The sequence below is a fragment of the Thalassospira alkalitolerans genome (assembly GCF_002115745.1).
GTDB classification, from domain to species: domain Bacteria; phylum Pseudomonadota; class Alphaproteobacteria; order Rhodospirillales; family Thalassospiraceae; genus Thalassospira; species Thalassospira alkalitolerans.
On record NZ_JFKB01000008.1, the window covers coordinates 62,073 to 87,808 of the forward strand.

Annotated in this window: 25 protein-coding genes; 12 read left to right on the plus strand and 13 right to left on the minus strand. The window is 54.0% G+C overall.

Features of this window, described 5'->3' with window-relative positions:
* Nucleotides 1-333: 333 nt before the first annotated feature.
* On the plus strand, nucleotides 334-1,674 hold the full coding sequence (locus TALK_RS12505; protein ID WP_085619360.1) for an MFS transporter: 1,341 nt from the start codon (nucleotides 334-336) through the stop codon (nucleotides 1,672-1,674).
* A 97-nt stretch (nucleotides 1,675-1,771) separates the two neighbouring features.
* Here TALK_RS12505 and TALK_RS12510 read toward each other — a convergent pair whose 3' ends face one another.
* Nucleotides 1,772-2,464 carry a glutathione S-transferase family protein gene (locus TALK_RS12510; protein ID WP_085619362.1) on the minus strand — a complete coding sequence of 231 codons (693 nt, stop codon included), beginning with the start codon at nucleotides 2,462-2,464 and terminating at the stop codon, nucleotides 1,772-1,774.
* A 157-nt stretch (nucleotides 2,465-2,621) separates the two neighbouring features.
* On the opposite strand from TALK_RS12510, the gene TALK_RS12515 reads away from it, so the two are divergent.
* Nucleotides 2,622-3,323, plus strand: coding sequence for a glutathione binding-like protein (locus TALK_RS12515; protein WP_085619364.1), 702 nt, complete (start codon nucleotides 2,622-2,624; stop codon nucleotides 3,321-3,323).
* 132 nt (nucleotides 3,324-3,455) lie between these two features.
* Nucleotides 3,456-4,676 carry a GTP-binding protein gene (locus TALK_RS12520; protein ID WP_085619366.1) on the plus strand — a complete coding sequence of 407 codons (1,221 nt, stop codon included), beginning with the start codon at nucleotides 3,456-3,458 and terminating at the stop codon, nucleotides 4,674-4,676.
* Between the two features lie 60 nt (nucleotides 4,677-4,736).
* Here the strand turns inward: TALK_RS12520 and TALK_RS12525 are convergent, their stop codons facing one another.
* Nucleotides 4,737-6,428, minus strand: a complete 1,692-nt coding sequence (locus tag TALK_RS12525; protein WP_245829870.1) for a methyl-accepting chemotaxis protein — start codon at nucleotides 6,426-6,428, stop codon at nucleotides 4,737-4,739.
* A 318-nt stretch (nucleotides 6,429-6,746) separates the two neighbouring features.
* On the opposite strand from TALK_RS12525, the gene TALK_RS12530 reads away from it, so the two are divergent.
* Both TALK_RS12530 and TALK_RS12535 read left to right on the plus strand, forming a co-directional pair.
* A complete protein-coding gene (locus tag TALK_RS12530; protein WP_085619370.1) occupies nucleotides 6,747-7,175 on the plus strand; it encodes a VOC family protein in 429 nt (142 codons plus the stop codon).
* A 110-nt stretch (nucleotides 7,176-7,285) separates the two neighbouring features.
* Nucleotides 7,286-7,801, plus strand: a complete 516-nt coding sequence (locus TALK_RS12535) for a TspO/MBR family protein (RefSeq protein WP_085619372.1) — start codon at nucleotides 7,286-7,288, stop codon at nucleotides 7,799-7,801.
* A 64-nt stretch (nucleotides 7,802-7,865) separates the two neighbouring features.
* Here the strand turns inward: TALK_RS12535 and TALK_RS12540 are convergent, their stop codons facing one another.
* The 3 genes from TALK_RS12540 to TALK_RS12550 all read right to left on the minus strand — a co-directional run bounded on the left by TALK_RS12540 (nucleotide 7,866) and on the right by TALK_RS12550 (nucleotide 11,203).
* Complete coding sequence (locus tag TALK_RS12540; RefSeq protein WP_085619374.1) at nucleotides 7,866-9,083, minus strand: MFS transporter; 1,218 nt, start codon at nucleotides 9,081-9,083, stop codon at nucleotides 7,866-7,868.
* 108 nt (nucleotides 9,084-9,191) lie between these two features.
* Nucleotides 9,192-10,031 carry a DUF3750 domain-containing protein gene (locus TALK_RS12545; RefSeq protein ID WP_085619376.1) on the minus strand — a complete coding sequence of 280 codons (840 nt, stop codon included), beginning with the start codon at nucleotides 10,029-10,031 and terminating at the stop codon, nucleotides 9,192-9,194.
* Between the two features lie 161 nt (nucleotides 10,032-10,192).
* Entirely contained in the window at nucleotides 10,193-11,203 is a 1,011-nt protein-coding gene (locus tag TALK_RS12550; protein ID WP_085619378.1) for a helix-turn-helix domain-containing protein, read from the minus strand.
* A 318-nt stretch (nucleotides 11,204-11,521) separates the two neighbouring features.
* Between TALK_RS12550 and TALK_RS12555 the strand changes: the two genes are divergently transcribed.
* From TALK_RS12555 to TALK_RS12580, 6 genes are read left to right on the plus strand one after another with little or no spacing between them, the layout of a single operon-like run.
* The gene (locus TALK_RS12555) at nucleotides 11,522-12,742 is read left to right on the plus strand and encodes an amino acid ABC transporter substrate-binding protein (RefSeq protein WP_085619380.1); all 1,221 of its coding nucleotides are present in this window, start codon (nucleotides 11,522-11,524) and stop codon (nucleotides 12,740-12,742) included.
* A 27-nt stretch (nucleotides 12,743-12,769) separates the two neighbouring features.
* Nucleotides 12,770-13,642 carry a branched-chain amino acid ABC transporter permease gene (locus TALK_RS12560; protein ID WP_085619382.1) on the plus strand — a complete coding sequence of 291 codons (873 nt, stop codon included), beginning with the start codon at nucleotides 12,770-12,772 and terminating at the stop codon, nucleotides 13,640-13,642.
* Entirely contained in the window at nucleotides 13,639-14,616 is a 978-nt protein-coding gene (locus TALK_RS12565) for a branched-chain amino acid ABC transporter permease (protein WP_085619384.1), read from the plus strand. Before TALK_RS12560 ends, TALK_RS12565 begins: the two co-directional genes overlap by 4 nt.
* Nucleotides 14,613-15,347 (plus strand): ABC transporter ATP-binding protein, encoded by a 735-nt coding sequence (locus TALK_RS12570; RefSeq protein WP_085619386.1) that lies wholly within the window; start codon nucleotides 14,613-14,615, stop codon nucleotides 15,345-15,347. The genes TALK_RS12565 and TALK_RS12570 overlap by 4 nt, the downstream gene beginning before the upstream one ends.
* Nucleotides 15,340-16,056 (plus strand): ABC transporter ATP-binding protein, encoded by a 717-nt coding sequence (locus tag TALK_RS12575; protein ID WP_085619388.1) that lies wholly within the window; start codon nucleotides 15,340-15,342, stop codon nucleotides 16,054-16,056. The genes TALK_RS12570 and TALK_RS12575 overlap by 8 nt, the downstream gene beginning before the upstream one ends.
* Before the next feature lie 52 nt (nucleotides 16,057-16,108).
* Nucleotides 16,109-17,566, plus strand: coding sequence for an aldehyde dehydrogenase (locus TALK_RS12580; protein ID WP_085619390.1), 1,458 nt, complete (start codon nucleotides 16,109-16,111; stop codon nucleotides 17,564-17,566).
* 133 nt (nucleotides 17,567-17,699) lie between these two features.
* Here the strand turns inward: TALK_RS12580 and TALK_RS12585 are convergent, their stop codons facing one another.
* From TALK_RS12585 to TALK_RS12610, 6 genes are all read right to left on the minus strand, one after another.
* Nucleotides 17,700-18,182, minus strand: a complete 483-nt coding sequence (locus TALK_RS12585; RefSeq protein ID WP_085619392.1) for a YaiI/YqxD family protein — start codon at nucleotides 18,180-18,182, stop codon at nucleotides 17,700-17,702.
* Nucleotides 18,183-18,220: 38 nt separating this feature from the next.
* Entirely contained in the window at nucleotides 18,221-19,501 is a 1,281-nt protein-coding gene (locus TALK_RS12590; protein ID WP_245829872.1) for an MFS transporter, read from the minus strand.
* A gap of 87 nt (nucleotides 19,502-19,588) precedes the next feature.
* Nucleotides 19,589-20,326, minus strand: a complete 738-nt coding sequence (locus tag TALK_RS12595; protein WP_085619396.1) for an amino acid ABC transporter ATP-binding protein — start codon at nucleotides 20,324-20,326, stop codon at nucleotides 19,589-19,591.
* A complete protein-coding gene (locus TALK_RS12600) occupies nucleotides 20,313-20,966 on the minus strand; it encodes an amino acid ABC transporter permease (protein ID WP_085619398.1) in 654 nt (217 codons plus the stop codon). The genes TALK_RS12595 and TALK_RS12600 overlap by 14 nt, the downstream gene beginning before the upstream one ends.
* On the minus strand, nucleotides 20,959-21,630 hold the full coding sequence (locus tag TALK_RS12605) for an amino acid ABC transporter permease (protein WP_085619400.1): 672 nt from the start codon (nucleotides 21,628-21,630) through the stop codon (nucleotides 20,959-20,961). Before TALK_RS12605 ends, TALK_RS12600 begins: the two co-directional genes overlap by 8 nt.
* A gap of 27 nt (nucleotides 21,631-21,657) precedes the next feature.
* On the minus strand, nucleotides 21,658-22,440 hold the full coding sequence (locus tag TALK_RS12610; RefSeq protein WP_085619402.1) for a transporter substrate-binding domain-containing protein: 783 nt from the start codon (nucleotides 22,438-22,440) through the stop codon (nucleotides 21,658-21,660).
* 203 nt (nucleotides 22,441-22,643) lie between these two features.
* Here TALK_RS12610 and TALK_RS12615 point away from each other — a divergent pair, with 203 nt between their 5' ends.
* A complete protein-coding gene (locus TALK_RS12615) occupies nucleotides 22,644-23,321 on the plus strand; it encodes a FadR/GntR family transcriptional regulator (RefSeq protein WP_085619404.1) in 678 nt (225 codons plus the stop codon).
* 111 nt (nucleotides 23,322-23,432) lie between these two features.
* Here TALK_RS12615 and TALK_RS12620 read toward each other — a convergent pair whose 3' ends face one another.
* Together TALK_RS12620 and TALK_RS12625 are read right to left on the minus strand one after the other, a co-directional pair.
* The gene (locus tag TALK_RS12620) at nucleotides 23,433-23,642 is read right to left on the minus strand and encodes a cold-shock protein (RefSeq protein ID WP_007090722.1); all 210 of its coding nucleotides are present in this window, start codon (nucleotides 23,640-23,642) and stop codon (nucleotides 23,433-23,435) included.
* Between the two features lie 78 nt (nucleotides 23,643-23,720).
* The gene (locus TALK_RS12625; RefSeq protein WP_085619406.1) at nucleotides 23,721-25,580 is read right to left on the minus strand and encodes a DEAD/DEAH box helicase; all 1,860 of its coding nucleotides are present in this window, start codon (nucleotides 25,578-25,580) and stop codon (nucleotides 23,721-23,723) included.
* Nucleotides 25,581-25,736 lie beyond the last annotated feature (156 nt).

Consider the following 25,736-nt stretch of genomic DNA (forward strand, 5'->3'; position numbering starts at 1 on the left):
CCAAGCGGCATATAAGAAGACTAACTCCAAACATCCACGTAAAAGGCACATATTCACGAATTTTTTTTTGAACCTGTCAGGCCGACAGGCCAGGGCGATAGCTATAGCTGCGCCGCAGCAATGTCAAGCAAACCGCCTTGCATAGCCCCATGATCATGACAATTATCAATCTTATGTAAACCATGCGTTGTGCGACGCAACACAATAATTGACACTGACGTTTGCAATTCACATGTCTATAATTAGACTCGGTCCAAGAAGGGAGCCGCCAAAGACGCCCCCGACGTTGGATCCAATGAAAGCAATTAAGTCAGATATTTAGGGAGATCAGGCGTGACCCAATCCACTCAATCCTACGCGACCTCCACCTCCTCGGGTCTGGAACGCGACGCACGCCAACACTCGGCTGGTACGATCAACGATCCCGGTCAAATCGCACTTGGTGTGATCATCGGTCGATCTTCCGAGTTTTTCGATTTCTTCGTGTATTGCATCGCATCTGTACTGGTATTCCCGCAACTTCTGTTCCCTGGCGACAGCGCAATTGTCGGGACCATCCATTCCTTTGCCATCTTCTCGCTGGCGTTTATCGCCCGTCCGATTGGCTCGCTCGTCTTCATGACGGTGGATCGGCGTTATGGCCGAGGCACCAAACTGACCCTGGCAATGTTCCTGCTGGGCGGATCAACGGCGGCGATGGCCTTTTTGCCAAGCTTTGATACGGCGGGCATGTTTGCCATCTATCTGCTATGTAGCCTGCGCTTTGCCCAAGGCTTGGCGCTTGGCGGCGCATGGGATGGTCTTGCATCACTTCTGGCACTGAACGCGCCGGATAACCGCAAGGGCTGGTATGCAATGATGCCGCAGCTTGGCGCACCGCTTGGCTTTATCCTTGCGTCCTCGCTGTTTGCCTATCTGATACTGACCCTCTCGGCCGAGGATTTCCTTGCCTTTGGCTGGCGCTATGCCTTCTTCGTTGCCTTTGCAATCAATGTGGTGGCTTTGTTTGCCCGCCTGCGTCTGGTGGCGACCTCGGAATTTGGCAGCCTGCTTGAGCAAAACGAACTTCAAGCGGCCCGTATCCGTGACACGATTAAACACAATGGTCGTACCGTCCTTTTGGGCGCGCTTGTCCCAATGGTCAGCTATGCCCTGTTCCACTTGGTAACGGTCTTTGCGCTGAGCTGGGTCGTGCTTTATACCCCGGCCAATCCGGGCCAGTTCCTGTTAACACAGGCCGTTGGCGCGGTGCTTTGCGGGCTTGGTATTATCGCATCGGGCTTCATCGCCGATCAAATCGGCCGTCGGAAGTTACTCGGTTATTCGGCCGGTATCATCGCTGCCGGTGCCCTTCTGACACCACTTCTTTATACCTATAACATCATCAATGAAGGCATGATTGTTCTGGGTGGCTTTGCCGTTCTGGGGCTTTGCTTTGGTCAGGCGGCTGGAACGCTGGCATCGAATTTCAAACGCGAATACCGCTATACCGGCTCGGCCCTGACATCGGATCTTGCATGGTTGCTAGGTGCCGGGTTTGCGCCTTTGATCGCACTTCTGCTTTGTGTTGCCTATGGCCTGCCCGGTGTGGGTGCCTATTTGCTATCAGGTGCGGCGGTGACACTTCTGGTCCTGCATTTCAACAAGCAGTTCGGCAAGAAGAACACTGATTGATCGCTAATTTTTCAAAGCTTCGTGCTTTGAGAATAGCCAACACCCCCGATGGAAAACCGTCGGGGGTGTTTTTATGTCTCGGCTGATTGGCCCAAAACTAGCTGTAATTCGATGGGAACAACGCGCGCTTGGCGATATCATCGACTTCTGTTTTAAAGGTAATATCTGAGCCAACCTTACGCGCACGCTCAACTGCCGGGCGAGCAGAAATTGCAGTATGCCAGTGTTTAATGTTGGGATAAAGGTCGAGTACATCGGGATTTTTGTGCACGAACGGTGCCTTTTCGACCCAGCCCCAAGCCGAAATATCGGCAATCGTCATATCATCGCCAACAATAAAGTCACGCCCGGCCAAATGATCATCAAGTACCTTGTAATGGCGGGCAATCTCGTTGCGATACCGGTTTACGCCATAATCGCTGCCCGCTGGCGCGACATGCTGAAAATGCACGGCCTGACCGGAAAACGGGCCAAGGCCCGATGCAATGAACATCAACCAGGACAGCAATTCACCGCGATCTTCGGGCTTACCCATAAACTTGCCGGTTTTTTCAGCCAGATAAAGCAGGATGGCGTTTGAATCAAAAACGCGCACTTCTTTGCCGCCTGCCCCGTCCGTATCAACGATTGCCGGGACCTTGCCATTGGGATTGATGGCGCGGAATTCCGGGCTGTGCTGATCACCTTTTTTGGTATCAACCGGAACAACTTCATAAGGCAAACCGGCTTCTTCAAGGAAAAGCGAAACCTTGGCCGGGTTCGGGGTCGGGTGAAAATAAAAACGGATCATCGGGGCTTCCTTTAAAGGTCAGGTGGGGACGAGACATTATTTCTCGCCCGGCCTTGAGTTATGGAATGATCGGTTTAAATTGACGTATCAGAAACGTGTTGGCAAGGTCATATTCATGAACTGCCACACACCATCAATTCACAGGAGCAAATGCCCCATGATCGACCTTTATTACTGGCCAACGCCAAACGGCCATAAAATCACGCTTTTCCTTGAAGAAGCGAGACTGGAATACAAAATACACCCGGTCAACATCGGGGCCGGTGATCAGTTCAAGCCGGAATTTCTGGCCTTTTCACCCAACAACCGGATGCCTGCAATCATTGATCAGAACCCCGCCGATAGCGGCGATCCGATTACGGTGTTTGAATCGGGTGCCATCTTGCAATATCTGGCCGAAAAAACCGGCAAGTTCCTGCCAAGCGATGTCCGCGCCAGAAAAACCGTGATGGAATGGCTGTTCTGGCAAATGGGCGGACTTGGCCCGATGGCCGGTCAAAACCATCATTTCAGTGCCTATGCACCTGAAAAGATCCCCTATGCCATCAACCGCTATGTCAACGAGACAAACCGGCTTTATGGTGTGCTCAACAAACGCCTTGAAGGCCGCAATTTCATCGCAGGCGATGATTATTCGATTGCCGATATGGCATCCTATCCGTGGATCGTCTCGCACGAAAAACAGCAACAGGATTTGAATAACTTCCCCAACCTGAAACGCTGGTTTGCAAGCATTCAGGCGCGCCCGGCGACCATCGCCGCCTATAAGGCCGGTGAAGGTCTGCGATCTGGCGAAATGAGCGAAGAAGACAAAAAAGTCCTGTTTGGCCAGACGGCAAAAACCACAAAAAACGCCTGATTACCAATCGCCACATATTCAAACCCCGCCCCCCGTTGGGCGGGGTTTTGATTTGCCAGAAATCGATTGCATTGGAAATCCGAACCCGATAAACGTTATGATATAACATAACAAATCAACGGAGATCATTCCATGCAAAGCAACCGCCTTCCGGTCACGGTTCTGTCCGGTTTTCTGGGTGCCGGTAAAACCACGTTACTGAACCATGTGCTTAACAACCGCGCCGGGTTAAAAGTTGCGGTGATCGTCAATGATATGAGTGATGTTAATATTGATGCCGATCTTATCCGCGATGGCGGGGCGGAACTTTCCCAATTGGATGAAAAACTGGTCGAGATGACCAATGGCTGCATTTGTTGCACATTACGCGATGACCTGTTGGCCGAAATACGCCGTTTGGCCGATGCAGGCCGGTTTGATTATTTGCTGATTGAATCGACCGGCATATCCGAGCCCCTGCCCGTTGCCGCGACCTTTGATTTCCGCGATGAGTATGGCCAGTCACTTGGCGATATTGCACGCCTTGATACCATGGTCACCGTGGTTGATGCTGCGCGCGTCATTGCCGATTACAGCTCAACCGACTTCCTGATTGATCGGGGCGAAAGCCTTGGCAGTGATGACGACCGCAGCATTGTTGACCTTCTGGTCGATCAAATCGAGTTTGCCGATGTCATCGTGGTCAACAAGCTTGATCTGATCGACACCCGTGAACGCGAAACCGTGCTTGGTATTATCCACGCGCTGAATGCCGATGCCCGTATCGTCGAAACCGATCACGGCCGGGTTGATCCATCCGAAATATTAAATACCGGTCTGTTTGATTTTGATCGGGCACAAGATCATCCACTTTGGGCAAAGGAACTATATGGCTTTGCCGATCATGTCCCGGAAACCGAGGAATACGGTATCAGAAGCTTTACCTTTCGCACACCATTGCCCTTTCATCCCAAACGGTTCTACGACTTCATCCATTCCGAATGGCCCGGCGTGATCCGTGCCAAAGGACATTTCTGGCTGGCAAACCGCCCCGGATGGGTGGGCGAAATCAGTCAAGCCGGGGCAGCGGTCAAGCACGAGGCCCTTGGAAGCTGGTGGTGCGCCACACCACGAAACCACTGGCCAAATGACAATGGTTGGCGCGACCGGGTTTTATCAAACTGGGACCCGACCTTTGGCGACCGGCGTCAGGAAATCGTCTTTATCGGTTTTGCCAATCAGATAAACGAAGCAATCCTTCGCACCCGGCTTGCCGCCTGTGTGGTTGACGAAGATGACGCCCTGATGAGTGGCAGGTTCGAACCAGATCGTTATGTAAACCTGCCCGATCCATTTCCCTATTGGGGCAAATAGCACGCATAAAAAAGCCCCCGGTCCGTTGCAGAACCGGGGGCCTAATCAACATTTCACCAATCAGGTGCTGCGAACTTCCGTAAGGAAGGACTCAACCGCACTGTTCAGAACCTCAGCCTGACGTCCAAGCCCTTGGACAAGGCCAAGAACTTCCGTCGAAAGGTTTTCAGCATCTTCGGCCGCTGACGACACGCCGGTGATGTTTTCCGAAACATCGCGCGTACCATGGGCAGCCTGTTCAACGTTGCGGGCGATTTCCTGGGTTGCGGCCCCCTGTTCTTCAACCGCGGCTGCAATTGTCGTTGTCGAGCCATCCAATTGGCGGATGGTTTCGGCAATTTCACTGATGGCGGTCACCGCATTGGATGTTGCCACCTGAATATCCTCTACTTGCGTGCGGATGTCTTCGGTTGCCTTTGCCGTCTGGTTGGCAAGGTTTTTGACCTCGTTGGCAACAACGGCAAAACCTTTGCCCGCATCACCGGCACGCGCGGCCTCGATCGTTGCGTTAAGCGCCAAAAGATTGGTTTGCTCGGCGATGCTTGTAATCAGCGATACCACTTCACCAATCTTATTGGCGGCCTCGGCCAGCATTTCGATTTTCTGGTGGGTCTCTTCCGATGTCCGCACCGCACCATTGGCAATGGTCGAAGATTTAGCAACCTGATTGCTAATCTCGGCAATCGATGCACTGAGTTCTTCGGCCGCAGAGGCCACAGTTTCAACGTTGCTCGACATTTCGTGCGAGGCGGTCGATACCACACTTGCACGCTGACCAACCTGTCTTACGGTACCGGTCATTGCATCAGCCGAAGTTTGCATATCGCTTGTTGCCTGAATAACCTGGGCAACCACCTGCCCGACGCTGGCTTCAAAACTATCGGCCATTTTGCGCAAGGCATCGCGTTTTTCAGCATCGGAACGACGTTCCTGTTCCTCACGCTGGGTTCGCATTTCTTCCATTTCGATGGTTTTGGCCTTAAAGATATCCATCGAACGTGCCAGATCACCGATCTCGCTTTTCTGATCGGTATATTTGACCTCGATATTATGATCGCCCTGCGACAGACGCAGCATATTTTCCGAAATCGCCAACAACGGGCGGGTAATGCCCCGGCTGATCATCAAAGACATGCCAACAACCGCACACAGGATCGCCAGTGCGACAAGCCCCATGACCAGCATGCTTTTCTGGAACACGGCATTCACATCATCCATGTAAATCCCGGTTGCAACCACCCAGCCCCACGGCTCAAATGCTTTAACAAACGATAACTTCGGACGAAGCTTGTCCGATTTTGGAACCTGATAGGTATAATCGACAAAGCCTTGTCCATCTTCGCGGGCAACTCGGGCAAATTCCCGGTAATGGTGCTTGCCTGAACCATCCACAGCATCACTCAGATTCTTGCCGACAAGGCTCGGCTTGATATCATGCATCAGAACGACCGGGGTGAAATCAAAGGCAAAGAAATAGTTCTTCTCATCATAACGCAGCGACGCTAGCGCCTTTTTGGCGCCGTCCTGCGCTTGGTCTGACGTCAGTTCGCCGGACTGCTCCATCTGATAAAAATGCCCAACCAGGCTGATCGCGACTTCGACCAGGTTCTTCGTCTTGGCTTTGCGATCCTCGACCATATTGCTACGCATTTCGGTAAGGCCAAACGCCCCAACCAGCAATACCGCAAGGACAGCCCCTGCGACGATGATCAGCATGCGTTTACCGATCTTCATAGAGTTCAGATTGAACATTCCCATCCCCATAAATCTGTGCCCGAACATAGCGGACATGTTGGTCTTTTTTCGTTACTTTCAAGAATCCCGGAAGCGGTATGAATACAAAAAAGTGACGTCATCACCAGATGATAGAAAACCACAGATAAACAAGCATATAACAAGCGGCACATTTCTTAACTGTGATTACAATCACTTATGTGCAAATTTCCGCATAATTTATCAATCTTCATATTCCAAAATGGCACCAGCCCCGTTTAACGATTGAACTGCGTCAAAGACAACGCCCCCCGAAATGACATCCTTTAAAACCCCCAACCATGACAAGGACCAGTTATGAACGCGCGGCCAAATGGATTTTCAAAACACAGCACTGTAATCCCCGCCCTGCATTATGATGACGCCAAGGCTGCCATCGAATTTCTGTGCCGGGCCTTTGCTTTTGAAAAGCACGCCATCTATGAAAATGAAGACGGTATTATCGAACATGCCGAACTGATTTTTGGCAATGGCATGATCATGCTGGGTCAGGCTCGCGACAGCCAATATGGCAAACTAACCCGTCGCCCGCGCGATATCGGCGGCGTCACCCAAAGCATCTATATCATCGTGCCTGATGCCGATCTTCACTATGCCCACGCTATTGCCGCCAGCACCGAAATCGTCATGCCGTTGGAAGCACAAAATCACGGCGGCAAGGCCTATTCCGCCCGCGATCCCGAAGGCCATATCTGGAGCTTTGGGACCTATGATCCATTTGCTTAATCGGGGTGGGCTACCCGACGGATCATCACGATGTTTCAGAACCATGCCTCTTGCGAAAAAGGCTTTTTGAGCACTATCTTAATCAGATCAACGCCAGCAAGGGCAGGTTCATGACCGATACCAACAGCACCGCCGCACCATTTCACCCCAACCATCGGACGCGCGTTTTTGCGCTGATTGCGTTCATGGTTCTATGCCTGATCATTTCCGCGGCGGGCGGGGCGGTGACATCAACCAGTGTTGGCACATGGTATCCGACGCTGGAAAAGCCGTTTTTCAATCCACCGAACTGGCTGTTTGGCCCGGCATGGAGCCTGATTTACTTCCTGATCGCCTTTAGCGGCTGGCGTGCATGGCTTAAACGCGGGATTGACGGGGCAAAAGTCCCGTTTGCGATCTATGGCGCACAACTGACATTGAACCTGTTGTGGTCGTTCCTGTTTTTTGGCGCGCAATCACCCATGCTTGGCCTGATTGATATTATCGCGTTGCTGATCCTGATCATCATCAATTGCAGGATGTTCTGGCGGATTGACCAACTGGCCGGAATGTTATTGGTGCCCTATGCGCTTTGGGTCGGGTTTGCCACCCTGCTAAACGGATCGATTTATTTCCTCAACCCATAAAGCCAAAGCGCCGTGGAAATTCACAGATGAAATTCCCGCTATATTCAGAAGAATACATCGGGAATTACCCCCGCATCTGCCCGGTAATGATATTTCCCCTTGGCAGGATCGTGATCGCCAACCCGGCCAGCACGCAAAATGCCCCCCCGGCAAGAAACGTTGCCTGTGCCCCGGCAAATTCCCAAAGGCCACCGGCAAGAAGGTTGCCGATCAACAGCGCACCGCCACACACCAGATTGAACATGCCAAAGGCCGAACCGCGAAGATGTGGCGGAGCATGATCCGCCATCAGGGTGGCCAACAATCCCTGTGACATCCCCATATGCAGCCCCCAAAGAACAATCCCCGCCAAATACCCCGCCACCCCGGGCAAAACGGCAATCGCCAAATCAGCAAGGGCAAGCACGCCAATGCTTACCGCCAAAAGCCCGCTTCGCCCGATCCGGTCCGACAAAACACCGACCGGATAGGCACAAAACCCATAAACCCCATGCATCAACACCATCACAAGGGGCACAAAGCTGATGGCAATACCAACCTGATCCGCACGCAGCAGCAAGAACGCCTCGCTAAAACGGGCCAGCATCAGGATGGCGGCAACAATCATCACCATCCAGCACGCCCGGTTAAGCTTGCCTGCCTGTTTCAGGATCGCCGGACGGGCTTTGGGATGAAAGGGCTTTTGTGGTTCACGTATGGCAAAAATCAGCAATCCGACTGCCGCCACTGCCGGTAAAACCGCAAGCCAGAAAACCAGCCTGAAATCACCAGCCGATAGCAGCATCACGCCAACCGCGATCAACGGACCAAAGAACCCGCCCATGGTATCAAGCGATTTGCGCAACCCAAAACTTGCCCCGCGGGCTTCGGGCGGGGCCGCGTCGGCGATCAAGGCATCGCGCGGTGCGGATCGTATCCCCTTGCCAATACGATCAATGAATTTCGCGACAACAATCTGCCCGACCCCATCGGCCAGTGGAAATATCGGCCGCGAAATAGCCGCCAAGCCATAGCCAATAACGGCCAACCACTTCCGGCTTGCCAGCATATCCGAAAGCACACCGGCAAAAAGTTTGGTCACGGTTGCCGTGGCAACGGCCACCGCCTCGATCATGCCAATTGCAAGTGCGGATACGCCAAGCCCGCTGACCAGATAAAGTGGCAACAGGGTTTGGACCATCTCGGATGAAACATCCATCAACAGGCTGACAAAGCCCAAAATCCAGACCGTTTTCGGCACAGATCGTGATGCGGCGGGGGAAAGGGACGAAAATACAGACATTAAAGCGCCCGGCTTGTGATGATCATACACCACAAGCCAATACGCGATTGGTTATCACCTGCAAACAGATAAAATAGAAAAACGTTGCTTTGCCTGGGGGTAAGCCCCCTAGCTGCTTGGCCCCACAGCAGTCGCTTCACCGGCTTCTTCCGCAGGCCTGGGCACAGATGCAGATGCATCACCAGCCGATGCCACATCATCCATCCCCAACCGCCCGACAGACGGCAGGCGCAAGGCCGGGCGATTGAAATCAATCCCGATATTTAGCCCTAAAAGGTTCAGCTCGATCCCTTCTTGCAGCCCGACAGTGAAGCCAAGCAACCCGAAAAGATTAGCCTGAATGCCCTGACCGCTGGATGACAACCCGACCGGATTGGTGATTTCGCGGTAATCCTTGCCGATGGCATTGGCTGGCATGTCAAGATCAAGGCCGGGGACTTCGCGCCCGATATGGGCAACAAACGTATTACTGTTCGGACCGGGATAGCTGCGATATTCGGTGGGATAGGGATAGGTCTTGATCGCGGCCTCGATCTGATCGATCAGGGCATCAACACCCGCGCCGCGATGATCGGCCAGAACTTGTGGTTCAGAACCAAACCACAACCCATCGGGCAGCGCATAGTTCTTGCGCACCACAGTGCCCCCACCCCAACCAACCACGTCATAACGGGTAAAGCTGGTTTCGCCAGCACGTTTATAAATCACCCACGGATGGACCGCAAAATAACCGCGCCAGCCATAGGTATGCGCGGCCATGACCTGCACAATCGCAATATCGGCATTGGCCCCCGGATCAGGCGCCACCCCCGATGAATGGCGCGGCGCATTGCGCCATGTCTGCGGTTCCTCGGCCTTTTGACCCGGCGGGTCTTCGGCAAGACTGATCCCGAACGGCAACACAAATACAGCCAGAAGGCCAAGAATAATGGTTCTGCCTTTTTTCACGCATCAATCCTGTCATATGTCAGATGTCACATTTCACTATTGTTACAATAACAGCGAAAAAATGAGATCAAAGAATGGCAAAGATGACGCAAGGGACCATCAAAACTATGTGAGCACTTGCGACAATTCTGCGACATTTCACGCATCCACCGGCCCCCTACTTATGGCCAGGCGGCAAAGGTATCATCGCGCACCCGTTCTTCGGCCCGGCGAAGACGGCGATAAGCACCGGGGGCCTCGCCCATATAGCGTTTGAAAAACCGGCTGAAATAGGCCGGATCCCGAAAGCCAAGCCCATAGGCAATCTGCGCCACACCAAGCGGACTTTGTTCAAGCCGCATACAGGCTTCGCGCAAGATCCGTTCATGTATCAACGTCAGGGGTGCCTTACCGGTGGCCCGCATCACCGCCGATCCCAGCCGCCGTTCACTAACACCCAGCGCACCGGCATAATCAGCCACATTCCAGTGTTCGCGAAAATGCAGTTCAAGCACCTGCAAAAACCGCTGAAACGTGATGGAACCGGGGCGATGTTTATCGCGCTGTTCCATAACCCCCTCGGCCAGACGCAGAACCATGGTCAGGATAATCTGTAAATGCGCACCAACAACCGTGCTTGCCCCCAGGGCATTTTGCAAAAGCTCTGCCCGGATCGCGTCAAAACTGCGTGCCAAAAGTGCAAGATTATCACTCCCCTCGGCCGGGGTGACGTTATGAACCGTATCGGCGGCAAAACGCAGCGGCAATCCCCCGCCCAGTCCCACAACCATCTGGGCCATCCCCGATCCGGTAACACCACCAGATCCAACAACAGCACCGCCACCGCCACCGCAATGACGCGCCACAAGGTCATCAACCACCGATAACAAATATCCTTTCGCCCCGGCAGCCACCGACACGGCCTGTGTTTCGCCAAGTGGCAACCATACCAATGCCGGCGCACGGCATTCGATTGTGCCCTGTCGCAAACGGATATGCGCCCGCCCGGACAACATCAGCACCGCATAACACCGATCCCGACGCCCCGGATCGTTCATCACCCAGTCCTGTGCGGATAATGAAGGGTCAAACCGGTCCATGATGGCCTGTGTCGTTACCGGCACCGGATCATCAAAATGCCGCGCACCAAACGATGTTTGGCGTCGGACAGATAGGCGCCCTGATGGATCCATGCCTTTTTGCCCCTGAAATATTCCAAATGGTTATATGTAAAATAGTACAATTTTTCGTCTTAAAATGTCAATTTGACCATCTTTACAATGGAAGCATTCCAGTGCCTACTAATATCGCGGACAAAGAAACCGTCATAAACAACAAAAGATATCGAATAATGCGTCCCCGTTATTTCGCAAATGCGAGACAACGGGCAGGAGGATGCACCGAAGATTTACTTTGCACTGCAAGGTAAGTAATGAAACTTCTGTATTTATCTTCCTGAAACCAACGCCAAAGCGGTAAATCCGCCTCGATCATTCAGGAGGAAGACCAAGATGCAAATTTCATCACGTCTGCGCATTGCGACACTGGCAGCAGCCACGACCGCATTGATCGGCACCGCCCTTTTGGGCGCACAGGCGCAAGCCCAGGATACATACCGTATCGGCTATGCCATTTCAAAAACCGGGCCGGGCGCACCGGGTGCCAATACCAGCACCATTCCGAATTACGAAATGTGGGTCAAAGAAGTCAATGACGCCGGCGGCCTTAAAGTCGGCGATAAAATGATCCCGATTGAAGTTGTCGAATATGACGACCGATCCAGTTCAGAAGAAGCCGTGCGCGCCATTGAACGCCTGATCAATCAGGACAAAGTTGATTTTATCCTGTCGCCTTGGGGCACAGGTCTTAACCTTGCAGTCGCCCCGATCCTTGATCGGGCAGGCTACGCCCATCTGGCTGGAACGGCGGTCAGTGACAAAGCACCACAACTATCCAAGCGCTGGAAAAATTCATACTGGTTGCTTGGCACCGGGTCACAATATGCAAATGAACTTGCCACCTTCCTGGACCAGTTGAAATCCGACGGCAAAATCAATAACAAGGTCGCCATGATCGCGGTTGCCGATGGTTTTGGTATCGAGCTTTCCAATGCCGGTCGCAAGGCACTTGAAAAACATGATTTTGAACTGGTCTATGACAAGACCTATCCGCTGGGGTCACAAGACTTGGCGACCATCGTCAATGAAATCAAGTCACTGGGTGCGGATACCTTTGTCGCCTTCAGCTATCCGCCCGGCACGCTTGGCCTGACCGAACAGGCGCGTGTTTTGAACTTCAACCCCAAGATTTTCTATGCCGGGGTTGGCACGGCTTTCCCGCTTTATAAAGATCGCTTTGGCGCGGATGCCGAGGGCGTCGTCAGCCTTGGCGGCGCCAGCGAAACCGATCCAAAAATTGCCGATTATATCAAACGCCATATCGCCTTTGCCGGTCGCGAACCGGATCGTTGGGCATCAATTGTCAACTGGGCGTCCCTGCAATCCCTGCAGCAGGCCATTGAACGCGCCGGTTCGACCGATCGTGACGCCATCAATGCCGAACTGGCCAAGGGTGGATTTGATACCATTCTGGGCAGCTATAAACCGGGCGACCAGAATTTCTGGCAGGTCGGCCAGTGGCAGGATGGCAAATTTGTTGGCATTGCACCAACCAGCATGGACGGCGCACAGGCGCTTATCTTCCCGAAACCGGATTGGAAGGGTGCGCAATAAGCGCACCCCGCCTTTGGGAAGAATTGCATGTTAAGTTACGCAGTCTTTTCAGGGATCACCCTTGGCGGCATGTATGCACTTGTCGCCATGGGGCTGACCCTGCAATACGGGGTATCGCGGATCATGAACCTCGCCTATGGCGAGCTTGTGGTTGTCGCGTCCTTTGCCGCCTTTGTCCTGATGACATCGGCCGGGATCAATCCGGTAATCGGCCTTTTGATCCTTATCCCGGCATCATTTGCCTTAAATTGGGCGATCTATCGCATATTGCTAAAACCGCTTGTCGCGCGTGCCAAGAACCGTGGCATGCTTGAAGTCGACAGCATTCTGGCTACCTTTGGCCTTTTGTTCATCGTGCAGGGTGTTTTGCTGGTCTGGTTTGGCGGCAATTACTACAGCTATGACTTCATGAACAGTGCGGTAAATGTATTTGGCGCCGCAATTGCGGCCAACCGTTTGGTTGCACTGGGATTTGCCGTCGTGATCGGGCTTGGTTTTTACCTGATCCTGACCCGCACCCGGATCGGCACGGCCCTTCGTGCAGTTGCGGTTGATCCACAATCAGCCCGTCTTGTGGCGATTGACGTTAATTTCGCCGCCTGCTTTGCCTTTGCCCTTGGCGGGGCGATGGCCGCAATTGGCGGCGTTCTGGTCAGCATGTTCCTGACATTTTCGACCTCTATGGGTGTGGTCTTTACCATGAAGGCCCTGATTGTTGTGATCATGGGCGGGGTTGGCAACATTTTGGGCGCGCTGGTGGCGGGTCTTATCCTTGGTATCGCCGAGGCACTGGTGGCGACCTATATCGATCCGGGCCTGACCATTGCGGTGACTTATGTGATCTTCCTGCTGGTGCTGTTGATCAAGCCATCTGGCCTATTCGGAAGGGCCACGTCATGAACATCGTCACCTTTAAATCCGACTTCATCAAACCCGTCATTCTTGGTGCAATCATCTTTGCAGCCCTGGCCTTTTTGCCGTCGCTCGTTGACAGCTATTACATGTCGCTTGCGATCAGCATCACGAGCTTTGCCATTTTGGCAACCGCATGGGCGATGTTTTCCGGTCCGACACGCTATATCTCGCTGGCAACAGTCGTGTTTTTTGGCATCGGCGCCTATACCGTCGCCGTCCTGGGTGAAATCCTGCCGTTTCCCGTCGTTCTGATCTGTGCCGCGCTGGCCGGAACGGTCCTTGCCCTTTTGGTCGGGTTTTCAACATTGCGTCTGGCGGGGGTTTATTTCGTGATCTTTACCTTTGGCCTGACCGAACTGGTGCGTCAGGTTGTCAGTTGGTACGAGGTCAATGTCACCCGCGAATTGGGCCGCTATATTTTCCTGGATATAACGCAAGATGACATCTATTGGCAGCTTCTGACCCTGCTGGCCGTCCTGCTTTTGACCGGCTTTATACTTGGCCGGTCACGGCTTGGCTTTGCGCTGCGTATTATCGGCGAGGACGAAACCGTTGCCAAACATTGCGGCATCAATGTGACCCGGGTCAAGGTTGCCCTGTTTGTTCTGTCTGCTGTTTTCATGACATTGACCGGGGCAATCATGGCGCCGCGCTGGACCTATATCGATCCGGTGATTGCATTTAACCCGATGCTGTCGTTTCAGGTGGTGATCATGGCGTTACTTGGCGGGCCACGCCGCTTGCTGGGGCCGATTTTGGGTGTGATACCGCTAACCTTGCTGTTTGAGGTTCTGACCGCGAATTTCCCTAACCATTTCAGCATCATGCTCGGCGTTACCTTTATGGTAATTGTCTATCTGTTACCGGGCGGGGTCATCGGGCTTTATGAAAAATACGGCGGCCCGAACAAGCCATCGCATCCAAATGGCCCCCCGACGACCAAGGAGAAAACAGCATGAGCGCGGAAATTCTTCTTTCGGTATCGGGCCTGCATAAGGCATTTGGCGGCCTGATTGCCGTCAACCAGATGCAATTTGATGTGCATAAAGGCGAAATCCTTGGCCTGCTTGGCCCGAACGGATCGGGCAAGACAACGGTGATGAACCTGATTTCCGGCGCACTCCCCCCCAACGAGGGCAAGGTTGTTTTGGCCGGACGTGATATCACAAGTTTGCCTGCGCACACGATCAGCCATGCCGGGATTGCGCGCACCTTTCAACTCGTGCGCATCCTGCCCGATCTGGATTGCATCGAAAATATCGAAGCCGGTCTGGCCTTTCGCCCCGGCCCGCTTTGGGGCGACGCGGCGAAACTGGCCGCACGGGCGTTGCTTGATCGTATCGGTCTTGCCGATCACGCCCATACACCCGCCGGTGATCTGACCTATATCGATCAGAAACGGCTTGAACTCGGCCGGGCATTGGCATTACAGCCCAAGTTGCTGTTGCTTGATGAATGGTTGGCGGGGTTAAACCCGTCCGAACTTCAGGAAGGCATCGCCCTGGTCCGCAAGCTAAAATCCGAAGGATTAACCATCATCATGGTCGAACATGTCATGGATGCAATCCGAAGCCTGTGTGATCGATGCGTGGTGATGAATACCGGCACAAAAATCGCCGATGGTACGCCCGAAACGGTTCTTGCCGACCCGGAAGTCATTCGCGCCTATCTGGGGGACGCTCATGCTTGAAGTCCACAAACTGTCGGTTTCCTATGGCAAGCACGCCGCCCTTCGCGATGTATCACTGCGCGTGGATCGCGGTGAAATCGTTGTAATCCTTGGTGCCAATGGGGCGGGTAAAAGCAGCCTGCTTAAGGCCTGCGCCGGATTGGTTGCCAAGCACGAAAATTCCGCCGTCGCCCTTTCGGGCAAAGACCTGACCGATCTTGCCGCACATCGGATTGTCGAAGCCGGGTTGGCCCTTGTCCCCGAAGGACGGGGGATTTTTGGTGACCTGACCGTGCGTGAAAACCTTGAACTTGGGGCCTTTGCCAAACGTGCGCGGGCAAGCGAAAAGGAAAACCTGGCCCGGGTGATTGATTTGTTTCCCAAACTGTCCGAACGCCTTGATCAGGCTGCACGCACCATGTCGGGCGGCGAACAACAAATGGTCGCCATCGGACGCGCCTTGATGTCCAATCCCGATATCCTTTTACTTGATGAACCGTCCCTTGGCCTATCGCCCATCATGACCAGCGACTTGTTCAAGGCACTTACCGCCATACAAAAAACCGGGGTTGGGGTACTTCTGGTCGAACAGAATGCCCGTCAGTCCCTTGCCATATCCGATCGCGGATATCTCATCGAAAACGGGGCCATCACCGGGCAGGATACTGCCTTGGCCCTGCAATCGGACCCCGCTGTGCAAAAGGCCTTTTTGGGCCTTGGGGCTGCGTAAAGCAGCCTTTCGCCACCACACAGCGGAACATAAAAGAGCCAGGAGAAACGTCATGAATAATGCCAAATTACTGATCGACAACGAAGGCGTGAATGCCGCCAACAACCGCACGTTCGAGCGCAAAAACCCGGTGACCGGCGAAACCGCCACGATTGCCGCCGCCGCCAGCCCCGCCGACGCCTGCAAAGCCGCCGATGCCGCCGCCGCGGCCTTTCCCGAATGGTCCAAAATGGGCCCGGGCGCACGACGTAAAATCCTGCTCAAAGCCGCCGATATCATGGAAGCCAAGGGGGCCGAATTTGGCGATCTTGTGCTTTCCGAAACCGGCAGCACGCGCATGTGGGGCGGCTTTAACGCCCATCTTGCGGCCAATATGCTGCGCGAAGCCGGGGCCATGACCACCCAGATCCAAGGCAATCTGATCCCGTCCGATACCCCCGGCCTGATGGCGATGGGCATTCGCCAGCCGGTTGGTGTGGTTCTGGGCATTGCGCCGTGGAATGCGCCGGTGATCCTTGGCACGCGTGCCATTGCCATGCCGCTTGCGTGTGGCAATACCGTGGTGCTTAAAGCATCCGAACTTTGCCCGGCCCTGCATCGCCTGATCGGGGAATGCCTGGTCGAAGCCGGTGCCCCGGCGGGTGTTGTGAACGTCGTGACCAACGCCCCCGAAGACGCCCCGGAAATTGTTGAAACCCTGATCGCCCATCCGGCGGTTCGGCGTATCAACTTTACCGGGTCAACCCGGGTTGGCCGGATCATTGCCAAACTCGCCGCCGAACACCTTAAACCGGTTCTTCTGGAACTCGGCGGCAAGGCCCCCTTCCTTGTCCTTGACGATGCAGATATTGACGAAGCGGTCAATGGTGCGGCATTTGGCGCCTATATGAACCAGGGCCAGATTTGCATGTCGACCGAACGCCTGATCGTTGACAATGCGGTTGCCGATGACTTTGTTGCCAAACTGGCTGCCAAGGCCAAAACACTGACCGCCGGTGATCCGGCAAAGGCCGAACATATCCTTGGCGGTGTGGTTAATATCGAAGCCATCAACCGGATCGAAGAACTGGTCGAAGACGCCGTTTCCAAGGGTGCCAAACTGGTTGCCGGTTCCGGCAAGGCCCATGACGGCGTTTTGATGGATGCGACCCTTCTCGATCATGTCACACCGGCCATGCGGATTTATGCCGAGGAAAGCTTTGGCCCGATCTGTGTCGTAATCCGTGCTGGCAACGAAGACGAAGCCGTGCGCATCGCCAATGACAGCGAATATGGTCTTTCATCGGCGGTATTTTCAACCAATATCCCGCGCGCGATGGAAGTTGCCAAACGCATCGAAAGCGGCATTTGCCACATCAACGGTCCAACCGTACAGGACGAAGCCCAAATGCCGTTTGGCGGGGTAAAATCCAGCGGGTATGGCCGGTTCGGGTCGCAAGCATCAATTGATGAATTCACCGAAATGCGCTGGATCACCCTGCAAAGCGGCAAACGCCATTATCCGTTCTGATCGGAAAAATTAACGGTCGGGCAGCACAGTTGCCCGGCCGTCCTCTTTGACAGAATTTCAGTTCAGCAGGGGGGAGCCTGATCTGTTCGTTCATCACAAGACAGATCAGGACCTGTGACAGGCCGCCCGGCGTTTAAGCGCGCAGGGCGGCCTGTATCGTCACTTCCAGCACATTGGAAAAACGGGATCGGTCTTTTGGGGTGAAACCGGCATTCCGGCCCTGCTCGCCCGTGACCTCGCGCATATGGGCGGCAATTTCACGGCCGGCCAGCGCATTGCCAATATTGGCATTGGTGAATTCCTGACCATTGGGCCGCAACACCCGCGCGCCAATTTCAAGCCCGCGTGACGCCAACGGAATATCGCTGGTGATAATCACATCGTTCTGGGCGGCGTTTTCAGCAATCCAGTCATCGGCGGCATCAGGTTCCGGTGGCACAATCACGCTTCGGACCAACGGGTTTCGTGACGGACGAATGCCACCGTTCGATACCATGATCATTTCGATCCGGTGGCGTTCGGCCACACGTTCGCATTCGGCCTTAACCGGGCAAGCATCCGCATCGACAAAGATGCGCGGCCGCGTGGGCACATTATTTGATGTATTTTCTGACATGGCGCGATCATCGCCACACGCACGGCAAAGTCAAGCGATCAGACAGCTGTTTGCGCCGGTTTTTGCGTTGTCCTATCGCGCATCATCAATAACACCAGCCCACCGACCAACGCAAAACCACCCGCGACCAGAACCGTTGTCTGAAACGAGAACCAGGTAGCGACAAAACCGGTCGCAAGGTTCCCGACAAGGCCACCGATAAACAGCGTACTGACATAGTAACTTGTCGCGACACCGGGGCGATCCGGGGCAAAGTTTTGCACGAACGTCATGCTGATCCCGGCAAAAATGCCATAATAAAGACCGTCCAACGCACCAAGAACCAGCACATCGCCAAGGCTTGTCGCGTTATAAATCAGGCCAAAGAAAATAGCGCCCAGCACGCTGGCAAGGATCATTCCGCCGCGCTCGCCGATTTTTTTGATAAGCGTGGCACAGAAATAAATCACCACCACCTCGACAAAGCATTTCACGGTCAGGGCAAAACCGGCCGCCGATGCGATCAAGCCAAGTTCAGTCGTGAAATAAAGCGGCATGGCCGATAAAAACACCACATTCCCCGCCCCAATGAAAAACACCGGCACACAGGCCAGCAGCAATCCAAAATTGAACGGGATTTTGCGCCCGGTTTTCAGGCTGCCTGGATGATGGGTTTTAAAGGCACCGGGAACGATAAACAGACAGACGACAAACCAGATGCTGGCAAGCACTGCGATGCTGTAATAGGTGATCGTAAAACCAAAGACACCAAACAGCGACAGCGAGGCCGCCGGGCCAATCATCCAGCCAAGCGAGGTTTGCATGCGCAAATAACCGTTGAACCTGACGACATCGCGTTCCGTCTGTTCCGCAAACAACCGACCGAACGAATACATCACCGAAAGCGCGCCCGACCCAATCCCCAGCAGGATCGAGGCAATGCACAAATACACCCAGTAAAGCTGAAACGTTCCAAGCACCGTCATCCCGCTGGCAAAGCACAGGATACTGGTGACCAAAAGTGCCTTGACCGGAACACCGCGATCAATCGCGCGGCCAAATGCCCGATTGGTCAAAAGGGTCACGACGACCTGAACGATCGCGACCATGCTGACTTTCCAGGGCGGCTCCCCCAATCCTTCGATGATATAAAGCCCGCCAAGCGGGGCCGCACTTGATGACGTCAACGCCCCCATCAAAAGCAGGCCAAGCACCAAAAATGGATGACGGTCCAGAAAGGCTGTTACGCGCGATACCGGTTGCCCATTGTTACCGTCAGATACCCCATCTTGCTGTGCTGTATCGGTCTGATCGCGCAATACCGTGCCCTCGCCCATCATTTAATGCCGAAAGCACGTTTTAGATGATCACCCAAGGATATGAAACACCCCTAATTGCAGCTCGGTGAAATTATCACCAACAGCCTATTAGGCCGCCCCCGCAAGCCCCCCGACAAAATTGGCAAGCTCCGGGGTTTTCGGATTGGCAAAAACGTCTTCGGGGGCGCCGCTTTCATGGATGCGGCCTTGATGCATAAACACCAGCTTGTCACAAACTTCGCGCGCGAAACGCATTTCATGCGTCACCATGACAAGGGTCATGCCTTCTTCGGCAAGCTGGCGAACAACCGCCAGAACTTCGTTGACCAGTTCGGGATCAAGTGCGGATGTTACTTCATCACACAGCAGCACACGCGGTTTCATCGCAAGCGCACGTGCAATTGCCACGCGCTGTTGCTGCCCGCCTGATAACTGATCGGGGTAATGCAGCATCTTGTCGCTGAGCCCAACCTTGATCAGCATTTCTTCGGCAACTTCCTTGGCCTCGGCCTTTGATAGCTTTTTCACGACTTGCGGCGACAGCATGACATTTTCAAGCGCTGTGTAATGCGGAAACAGATTGAACTGCTGAAACACCATCCCGACATTCAAACGCAACGTCAGCAAATCCGTATCACGGTCACCAACCTTTTTGCCCGCAACCATGATCGTGCCGTCATTGATGGTTTCAAGGCCGTTGATCGCACGTAAAAGCGTGCTTTTGCCCGATCCACTGCGCCCGATCAGGGCAATCACCTGCCCCTCTTCGATCCGAAGGTCGATACCTTTAAGCACTTCCAGCTCGCCGAAGCTTTTATAGATGGCGTGAAGTTCAACGAGCGACATGACGAAGTTTTCCTTCCAGATGGCGGGCATAAAGCGATAACGGATAACAAATCAGAAAATAAAACACCGCAACACAGCCATAAACCGTGAACGGCGCATAGGTCGCGTTGGTAATCATCGTCCCGGCCTTGGTCAATTCGACAAAGCCGATGATCGATGCCACGGCCGTGCCTTTGACCACCTGAACCGAAAAACCAACCGTTGGCGGCACCGCAATGCGCAATGCCTGTGGCAGGATGATATAGCGCATTTGCTGGCGGAAATTCATGCCAAGGCTGGCCGATGCCTCCCATTGGCCAAACCCGATGGACTCAACACATCCGCGCCAGATTTCAGTCAGGAACGCACTGGTAAACAACGTCAACCCCAGCATCGCCGCGACCCAGGGAGAAACATCAATCCCGATCAACGGCAAGCCAAAGAACACGATGAATAACTGCATCAAAAGCGGCGTGCCTTGAAACAGTTCGACATAACCACGCACAAGGCGCATCGCCCACGGATTGCCCGCCGTGCGCGCCATCAAAAGCAAAAGCCCGACACCGCCCCCCAGCACAAAGGCCGTCAGCGACAGCAACACCGTCCAGCGCGCGGCCAAGGCCAGATTATAAACGATATCCCAAAGGGTAAATTCAGACATGATTACGCCGTTCAAACAGGAAATTGCCAAAAACCTTAAGCATCCAGCGCAACAAGATCGACATCACAAGATACACCCCCGTGACGATGAAATAGACTTCGAATGCGCGGAAATTCATGGCCTGGATGTAGTTTGCGGCAAATGTCAGTTCCTCGGCCGCGATCTGCGAACAAACCGACGAGCCCAGCATGACAATCACAATCTGGCTTGATAACGCCGGCCAGATTTTTTTAAGCGCCGGTAAAATCACGACATAGCGGAAAATCTGCACCCGGTTCATCGCAAGACTTTGGGCAGCCTCGATCTGGCCCTGTGGAATGGCCAGAATACCCGCCCGGATGATTTCCGTCGAATAGGCCCCAAGATTGATGACCATCGCCAGAACGGCGGCCTGAAATTCGGTCAGTTTCACGCCAAGGGCCGGAAGACCAAAAAAGATAAAGAATAACTGCACCAGAAACGGGGTATTGCGGATCAGTTCCACATATACCCCGACAATCTGGCTGATGACGGGGGCGCGCGACGCACGCGCCCACGCCCCCAAAACACCAAGACTGACGCCAATCACAGATCCAACGACGGTCAGTTCGGTTGTCAGCACAACCCCGTTAAGCAGCAGTTCCCAATGGGGAACGATTGCACCGAAATCGAATTTATAAGCCATTGAAACCCAGCAATCCGGTCAGTTTGATTAAAGTTTTTCCGGCAGCGGAATGCCAAGCCATTCTTCCGAAATCGCATTCAGGCGACCATCGGAAATCGAGGCCGCAATGATCTCGTTGATCTTGCTCATCAGGGCCGGTTCTTCTTTGTTCAGACCGACATAACAAGGCGAATTCTTGATCAGGAATTTCGGTTCCGGCTTGCGCGGCGGATTGCGTTCAATGATTGCGGCGGCGGTAACATTACCCGTGGCAATCAGGTCAACCTGACCAGACAAAAAGGCCGAAATCGTGCCGTTATTATCTTCATAGCGTTTGATATCAACATCCGACGGGGCAATTTTCGCCAGTTCCATATCTTCGATTGTCGCGCGCGTCACACCAAGGCTGTGCCCCGAAAGATCGGCGGCACTTTTGATCTCGATCTCGGCCGGGCCGAACACACCATTATAAAAAGGCGCATAAGGATTGGTGAAATCGATAACCTTTTCACGGTCCGGGTTCTTGCCAAGGGTCGAAATAACAAGATCAACCTTACCGGTCGTCAGATACGGAATGCGGTTATTGGTCGTCACCGGAACCATTTCAAGCTTCACGCCCAAATCATCGGCAATCAAATTTGCCATGTCGATGTCATAGCCCTTGGGCTGCATGTCGGTACCGACCGTCCCGAACGGTGGGAAATCCTGCGGTATAGCGATTTTGATCACGCCAGCTTCTTTGATGCTGTCAAGCGCATCTGCCGATGCCGCCGCCAGCGGGGCCGCAACCATGGCGATGGCGGCGATTGTCGATTTCAGAAATGTGTTCATTTGCCTCTACCCGTTTCGATGTAGATTATTTGAGTTATTTTTAATCTGATTAAAATAACTGCATAAAATTTATGCGACTGTCCACGGATAAATTTCGCACTTGCGAAAAAGAACAAGCTGATCGAAGCTATGACCCCTATTTTCTTGTATTTTTTGATCCTAAAAATAGATCTTTACTGGTCTGACCAGCGATGGGAAACCGCATGCCACGCATGGAAACCGCACCGGAACGCGCCGCACGCAGCATCCGGGATTTGATAAAAAACAACGGGTTGGCGGCGGGCGACTCTTTGCCAGCACAGCGTGAACTGGCGACCGACCTTGGCATCAGCCGCGCCAGCCTGCGCGAAGCCTTGGTAACGCTGGAAGCCATGGGAGTGATCCGGGTTTTGGCGGGCAAAGGCGCGTTCGTCGCCGATCCACATGACGGATTACCACGCGACGATGATCAAAAACGCCTGGCTGCCCAGGTTTATCAATTTCGACTGGCGATCGAACCCTATGTCGCGGGCCTTGCCGCACAGGCACGCACACGCGACCAGCTGATTGATCTTCAGACCAGCATTGAGGACATGCGCAAAGCCTTGGAAACCGACGACCTGATTGCGGCGGCAAATGCCGATACCGAATTTCACGAGATCTTATTGACCGCGTCGGGAAATCCGCTTTTTGCCAAGGCGATCTTTCCCGCGGCACAGACCATCCATGAAAATCAGATGCTGCCTTTTGCCAATGCCGCTGCGATCAAGGCCCCGCTTCGCGAACATGGACAAATCCTGCGCTATGTTCGCGATCGCAACCCATCGGGCGCACGCGATGCCATGCACTTTCACGTATTAAGCGCCGCCACGCGGGCCAATATCGCGTTTCTGCGACCCTGAACGACCGGCCCGAATACGGATAGAACACCCCATAAAACAACAAAACCCCCACCCGGTTACCCGGATGGGGGTTTTGCAAATCAGCGCCCTCGCAAGCGAAGGCAAACCGAATTAGGCTGCGGTCAGATCGTCAGCCGAAACGCGACCCGAACGTGAGTCGGTGCGCAGTTCGTAATTGATCTTGTCGCCTTCCTGCGGGTGGTTCATACCAGCGCGTTCAACGGCGCTGATGTGCAGGAATACGTCATTTCCGCCTTCGTCCGGCTGAATGAAACCAAAACCTTTAGTTGCGTTGAACCATTTAACGGTACCAGTTGCCATCTTTATATCTCCTCTAGAGTGTCGATTGGCGTTACGACGCATCCCGCATGGATGCGCCAATCAGTTTGGAAAATCACCTCAGGCGAGCTCGCGCCTGCTGCGGTTTCCCGAATTATTTTCGGTCCGGCTTTCACCGTTCGGGCGTCCACCCGGTCGACCACCAGCAACCTTGCCGGGGCGCGCATTATTTGGGCGGGTGTTGCGGCCACCCGGCTTACCGGTATTTGCCGGTTTGCCATTGGTGTTCGCACCATTGCCACTTGTGCGGCGCTCGTCCGAGGTGCCAAGGAATGAAAGGTTCGAGGCAATGCGGTTATCACCACCGCCTGCACCGTTCGAGCTTACTTTTTTCGCAGAACGAACGCGACCGTCACCATTTGCATTGCGAGTGTCGCGTGCATCGCGGTTATCGCGACCATCACGGCGTCCATCTTCGCTACGCGGCGGACGGGCAGCAGCCCGATCATTGCGATCAGAACGTTCTGCACCACGATCCGCACCGGCTTTGATACCGCCCTTGTAACGACCGCCGTTTTCCGCGCCACCGGCAACGGCATCACGCGATGCCTCACCATTGCGACGATCCGGGTTACGGTCGTTACGATCATTACGGCCCTGTGCTGAACGCTCGCCATTGCGTGCGCCATCACCACGACCGCCGGCATTTCTGCTCTGACCGTTGCGATTACCATTACTGTTGCCATTGCGCTGACCCAGACGGCCAGCATTGCGGCCCCCGCCATCCCCGCGACGTTCCGGATTAGCCGCACGTTCTGCACGCGAAATCGCATCCTGTTCGGCTGCGGCCTTGGCATCACGACGATCAATAACTCGGATAGACTGACGGGTGGTTTTTTCGATATCGCGCAAAAGACCGCGTTCTTCTTCGTCACAGAACGCAATCGCCGAACCGCTTGCCCCACCGCGCGCTGTACGACCAATACGGTGTACATAGCTTTCGGGAACATTTGGCAGTTCGAAATTCACGACGTGACTGACGCTATCGACATCAATACCGCGTGCGGCAATGTCGGTCGCGACCAGAACACCGATCTGACCATCCTTGAACGCATTCAGGGCACGTTCACGCTGATTCTGGCTTTTATTACCATGAATGGCGGCGGCACTGATTTTGCAAGATTCAAGATGGCGCGCAACACGATCCGCCCCGCGCTTGGTGCGGGTAAAGACCAATGTGCGTTTGAAAAGGGGATCATCAAGCAATTCCGCCAAAAGCTGACGCTTGCGGCTTTTCTCGATCATATAGACCGACTGCTCAACAAGTTCCTGGGTGCTCGCCACCGGGGTGACGGAAACCTTGACAGGATTGGAAAGCATATCACCGGCAAGCTGGCCAATCTGGGACGGCATGGTTGCCGAGAAGAACAGATTCTGGCGCGAACGCGGCAACATCTTGATGACACGTTTAATCGGCGGCAGGAAGCCAAGGTCAAGCATATGATCGGCTTCATCAAGCACAATCACCTCAACATTGCTAAGCTTCAACTTGCCTGCATCGATATGATCAAGCAAACGGCCCGGCGTTGCCACCAACACGTCCACACCCGGCGTGATCGCCTTGATCTGCGGACCATGGGAAACACCGCCAACAACAACGGCAACCGTGGTGTTCATGAAGCGGCCATAAGCACGGAAGCTGTCGCCAATCTGGGCGGCCAGTTCACGCGTCGGCGCAAGCACAAGAACACGGCACGATTTGGCCGGAGTGCGCGAATTTGATTTGAAAAGGCGGTCAAGGATCGGCAGCGCAAAAGCAGCAGTTTTGCCGGTGCCGGTCTGTGCTATCCCCAAAAGGTCTTTGCCTTCGAGGAGAGATGGTATGGCCTGTGCCTGGATTGGCGTGGGCACATCATAGCCTTCATGCTTAAGAGCGCGAAGGACGGGCTCGGCTAGGCCGAGATCCGAAAATTGGGTCAAATATAAGTAACTCTTGGTATTACGACTGCAGAGGGAAGGGGATCGACCCTTGAATGTATTACGACAGCTCTGCGCCTTGCATATTCTTTCGGAAAAGCCCGCGTAGTAGGGCCCTTCAATGCGGTTTTCCAGTAGATTACTCAACAGGTGAGGTCA